The organism is Clostridia bacterium (assembly GCA_036562685.1).
Lineage (GTDB): Bacteria > Bacillota > Clostridia > Christensenellales > DUVY01 > DUVY01.
In genome coordinates, this window is record DATCJR010000090.1 from 1 (window position 1) to 5498 (window position 5498).

4 protein-coding genes are annotated in these 5498 nt (G+C 38.9%); all 4 read right to left on the bottom strand.

From position 1 onward, the window contains the following. The coding region (gene uvrA / locus VIL26_03895) for an excinuclease ABC subunit UvrA (GenBank protein ID HEY8390075.1) at positions 1-2562 on the bottom strand (2562 nt) is incomplete at its 3' end. Then, positions 2559-4520: an excinuclease ABC subunit UvrB gene (gene uvrB, locus VIL26_03900; GenBank protein ID HEY8390076.1), complete on the bottom strand. Its 1962-nt coding sequence runs from the start codon at positions 4518-4520 to the stop codon at positions 2559-2561. The genes uvrB and uvrA, both read right to left, overlap by 4 nt. Before the next feature lie 19 nt (positions 4521-4539). Further along, entirely contained in the window at positions 4540-4977 is a 438-nt protein-coding gene (locus VIL26_03905) for a hypothetical protein (protein HEY8390077.1), read from the bottom strand. A gap of 17 nt (positions 4978-4994) precedes the next feature. Then, complete coding sequence (locus VIL26_03910) at positions 4995-5369, bottom strand: hypothetical protein (GenBank protein ID HEY8390078.1); 375 nt, start codon at positions 5367-5369, stop codon at positions 4995-4997. Between the last annotated feature and the right edge of the window lie 129 nt (positions 5370-5498).

Sequence of the window (5498 nt, forward strand, 5' to 3'; positions counted from 1 at the left end):
AACAGTCTTTCCTGTGCTGCGCTTAGAAAGTTCAGTCGCAAGCTTCACTCTTTGAGCTTCGCCGCCTGAAAGCGTCGTAGCAGGCTGTCCCAGTCTTATATATCCAAGTCCGACTTCATACAAAGTCTTGATTTTGTTATATATAGATTGCTGGTTTTCAAAGAAAATCATTGCTTCTTCTACGGTCATATTCAGCACTTCTGAAATGTTTTTGCCCTTATATTTTACCTGCAAGGTTTCTCTATTATATCTTTGACCTTTGCAGACTTCGCAGGGAATATAGACATCAGGCAAAAAGTGCATTTCTATCTTTTTTATACCATCGCCTTCGCACGCTTCGCAACGTCCGCCTTTTATATTAAAGCTGAATCGTCCAGACTTATAGCCACGTTCTTGTGCGTCAGGCGTAGCCGCAAACAAATCGCGTATCATAGTAAACACGCCGGTATATGTCGCAGGATTGCTTCTAGGTGTGCGTCCTATGGGGCTTTGGTCAATGTCTATTACCTTGTCTAGATATTCCAGCCCAAACACGCCATCGCAGTTGGCAAGCACTTTTTTGCTTCCATTGAGCGTGTTGGCTAGTGCGGGATATAATGTATAATTAATAAGCGAACTCTTGCCGCTGCCGGATACGCCTGTGATAGCTGTCATAACGCCAAGCGGAATAGAAACATCAACGTTTTTAAGGTTGTTTTCTCTTGCCCCTTTTATCGTTAAGAATTTGTCGCTTACAGGTCTTCTCTTTTCAGGAATTGCTATTGTCTTTTTGCCGCTTAGGTACATTCCTGTAATAGATTCCGGGCAATTCATTATATCCTGCAGGCTTCCTTGTGCAACCAGTCTTCCGCCATGCTCGCCTGCGCCCGGACCGATATCTACTATATAATCAGCTTCTCTCATAGTTTCTTCATCGTGTTCTACCACTATCAAAGAGTTACCGAGATCTCTTAGTTTTTTCAAAGCTCCAAGCAGCTTACCATTGTCTCGCTGATGAAGTCCGATGCTAGGCTCATCCAAAATATAAAGCACGCCCATAAGTCCGCTGCCTATCTGGGTCGCAAGTCTAATTCTTTGAGCCTCGCCGCCAGAAAGAGTGCCTGCGTTTCTGAATAATGTAAGATAGTTAAGACCTACATTAATCAAAAATCCAAGCCTTGCTTTTATCTCGGTAATTATCGGCTCAGCTATAATTTTATTATTGCCTTCTAAGCTAAGCTTATCAAAAAAGCTATAAGTCTTTTCAATAGGCAGTTCACATAACTCAAAAATATTAAGTCCGCCTACCGTTACGCTCAAAGCCTCTTTTTTGAGTCTTTTTCCATGACAGGTAGGACAAGGACTGGTCCGCATATATTTTTCTATCTCGTATTTTATATATTCTGAACTTGTCTCTTTATATCTTCTTTCTAGATTATTGATTACACCTTCAAAGGCTGCTTCATACTTGCTGCTAAATGAACCCGAAGAATAGCTTAATTCAAGTTTCTCTCCTTTTGTTCCATATAAAAGGATATCCTGAACTTCGGGTGAGAGCTGTTCAAAAGGAGTATCTAGACTGAAATTATACTTTTTGGATAACGCCTTAAAATACATCTGCATGTGATTGTTTGTGTCAAGATTCCAGCCATTGACAGACAGCGCCCCTTGATTAATAGACAAAGAAGGATTTTGTATAACCAAAGACGGATCTAATTCGCTCTTGAATCCAAGCCCGGTACAATCAGGACATGCGCCCCAAGGGCTGTTAAAGCTGAACAATCTGGGCTCTACTTCTTCTATGTTTATACCGCAGTCCACACAAGCATAGGTATCAGAAAACAATGTTTCCTTGCCTTCATTGTCAATAATAACAAGCCCTTCGGATAATTTGAGTGCGTTTTCTACGCTTTCGGTAAGTCTTTTTACAATATCGTTTCGTATAACCAGTCTGTCCACTACTACACTTATGTTATGTCGTATATTTTTGTCCAGTTTAATTTCTTCGTCCAAAGAATAAATATTGCCGTCAACTTTTACTCTTACATAGCCGCTATGGCGCAATGAATCAAACATCTTGGAATACTCGCCTTTTTTTCCTCTGATCACAGGCGACTCAATCAAGATCCTAGTATCCTCTCCCATAGCCATAATGCGGTCAACTATCTGGTCTATGGTCTGGCGTGTAATTTCTTTTCCGCAGTTAGGACAGTGTACAGTACCTATCCTAGCATAAAGAAGTCTAAGATAATCATAAATTTCGGTAACCGTTCCTACTGTAGAACGAGGATTTTTTGAAGTGGTTTTTTGGTCAATGCTGATAGCAGGCGAAAGCCCTTCGATAGACTCAACATCGGGCTTATTCATCTGCCCCAAAAACTGTCTTGCATAAGAAGACAAACTCTCTACATATCGGCGTTGTCCTTCGGCAAAAATGGTATCAAAAGCAAGCGTGCTTTTGCCGCTGCCTGAAATACCAGTAAACACTACCAGTTTGTTTCTAGGAATAGTAAGATCCAAATTTTTTAGATTGTTTTCTTTTGCGCCTTTTATAATAATGCTGTTTTGCTTGTCCAAATTCATTTTCTTAGCCTTTTTCTTAATTTTGCTATTTCATCTCTGATAAGTATAGCCTGTTCAAAATCCAGGTTCTTACTTGCCAAATCCATCATTACTTTTAGTTTTTCAAGTTCTTTTGGAATATCTTCCGTCTTGATATTAGCTGTCGGATCAGCTTTTTTGGTTATTTCCAAAGTATTGGTTATCTCTTTTATTATCGTTTTGGGAGTAATATGATGTTCTTGGTTGTATTCTATCTGCTTTTTGCGGCGGCGGGCAGTTTCGTCCATAGCCCTTTTCATAGAATCCGTAATATTATCCGCATATAGTATTACCCTGCCTTCGGCGTTTCTTGCCGCTCGACCTACTGTCTGAATTATAGAACGGTCGCTTCGCAAAAAACCTTCTTTGTCGGCGTCCAAAATAGCCACAAGCGCGACTTCGGGCATATCCAGTCCTTCTCTTAAAAGGTTAATACCTACCAAAACATCAAAATCGCCCTTTCTTAATGCGCTTATTATTTCTATACGCTCCAAAGTATCTATTTCGCTGTGCAGATAACGCGCCTTGATTCCAAAATTAATAAGATAATCGGTCAAGTTTTCGGCTGTCTTTTTGGTAAGCGTAGTAACAAGCACTCTATAATTTTTTGCAATTGTTTTTTTGATCTCGGTGATAAGGTCGTCAATTTGACCTTTTATCGGTCTTACTTCAATTTCAGGATCTACCAGTCCTGTCGGTCTTATAAGCTGTTCTACTACCTGATCTGCTATGCTCAATTCATATTCAGCCGGTGTTGCCGAAATATATATCACTTGACCTATGCGGTCATTAAATTCTTTAAAGTTAAGCGGTCTGTTATCATAAGCAGAAGGCAGTCTAAACCCGTATTCTACAAGATTGGTCTTTCTTGCAATATCGCCATGATACATCCCTCTTATCTGCGGAACTGACATATGCGATTCGTCGATAAATAAAATAAAATCTTTAGGAAAGTAATCAAGCAATGTAAAAGGCGGCTGCCCGGGATTGCGCCCGTCAAAATACCTCGAATAGTTTTCAATACCGTTGCAATAGCCCATTTCTCTCAGCATTTCGAGGTCATAATTTACCCTTTCTTTTATTCTTTGAGCTTCTATCAGCTTGCCTTTTTGTTTGAATGCCTCTTCCTGTATTTCCTTGTCTCGCTCTATTCTTCTTAAAGCGTCTTCTAACTTTTGCTGTTCAACGGCATAATGCGATGCAGGAAAAATCGCCACGTGCTTCAATTCTGCCAAGACCTTGCCAGTCAAGCCTTCTATTTCATAGATTTTATCGATCTCCGAACCAAAAAACTCAACTCTGATCGCGGTTTCCGAAGCACTGGCAGGGAAAATATCAACTGTATCTCCGCGTACTCTAAAATTAGTACGCACAAATTCCATATCGTTACGTTTATAATTGATGTCAATTAATCTTCTTATTAATTTATCTCTGTCTAACTTGTCGCCGGGGCGCAATGAGATAGACAGATTATAATATTCTTCAGGCGCACCCAAACCATATATACACGAAACAGACGCGACTACAATTGTATCCCGTCTTTCATACAATGAACATGTCGCAGAGTGTCTTAACTTATCAATCTCGTCATTAATTGACATATCCTTTTCAATATAAGTGTCTGATGAAGGGATATATGCTTCCGGTTGATAATAATCATAATAGCTTACAAAAAATTCAACACGGTTTTTTGGGAAGAACTCTCTCAGCTCATTGCATAGCTGCGCAGCCAAGATTTTGTTATGAGCAATGACAAGTGCTGGACGATTGAGATTGGCGATGATATTAGCCATAGTAAAAGTTTTGCCGCTGCCCGTAACCCCTAACAAAACTTGACTTTTAAGTCCGTTTTCTATTCCTTCGGTAAGTTTTCGGATAGCGGCAGGCTGATCACCTGTCGGCGAAAATTTAGATACCAATTCAAAACGATGTTGTTCCATGTATCTCCTGTTAACTTTTCTAGCTAAGCCATGCTTTTAATATCATTGAGACCAAAAAGCTCAGAACAGCCAAAGCAACAGTTCTTGCAATAATCAAGTAAATGCTCTTACGCTTGTCTTTTTCATCACGCAAAAAGTTCTTGCCCTTGTCTAACATATCAATTACAAAAACTTCTTGATCCGAATCTTTAGCGGTCGTCAAATTAAAATATTGGGCATATTCTAGCACATATAATATATCTTTTATATCTTCTTTTTTAATAGGCTTGTCTTTAACAAAAAACTTGCCTACTTCAGCTTCTTCATAATTGGTTTCTTTTTTCAAAAATTTTATGTACTTTCTTGGATTGATTTTTGAATATATCTCATCAATCTTAAGAAGTGCGCTGTCGCGTCCTTGCATCGCTTCATATATTGCACGCATTACAATACGTTCTCTAAAATTGATTGTAGCCATCTTCTTTCGTCCTCACCCTAAAATATTAATTCAAAAAGTTTTATAATTGCTTGACCTACAATTGTTCCAAGCATAGCAGCAAAAAACACTCCAAGTCCAGATAATAAGCCTTTTTTAACTTTTTGAATTTGCTTTTTTACTGCAGCTTCCTGTTCTTCCAAATAGATTCTTCCAGCAGGTAAAACCGTAAGGCAGACATTTTCTATGTCCGAATATTTTACGGCAACCATTTGCTCTTTTTGCAAAAACTTAATTGAAGCCGCAAGACCTTCGTTATCACATTGAAAAGGTAAGGCGCTCTTTAGTTCGCTCAGCTTAATTATTATGTATTCTTCACCACTTACCATGCTGCCAATCTTTTTTAATACTAGTTTTGTCTGCTTATCCAACATAATATGCTCCTACAAAAAACCGTCTAATAGACAGCGTATTTACATTATTATATCACAAAAGCAGACGGGTCTAAAATTATTTTGTCTGATTGAGCATGCTAAAATGTGTTACTATTTTTGGCAAGAGGG

Excerpts from the sequence above, each read along its gene's own strand:
- uvrB (HEY8390076.1), bottom strand. The coding sequence starts at position 4,520 with ATGGAACAACATCGTTTTGAATTGGTATCTAAATTTTCGCCGACAGGT.
- VIL26_03905 (HEY8390077.1), bottom strand. The coding sequence starts at position 4,977 with ATGGCTACAATCAATTTTAGAGAACGTATTGTAATGCGTGCAATATAT.
- VIL26_03910 (HEY8390078.1), bottom strand. The coding sequence starts at position 5,369 with ATGTTGGATAAGCAGACAAAACTAGTATTAAAAAAGATTGGCAGCATG.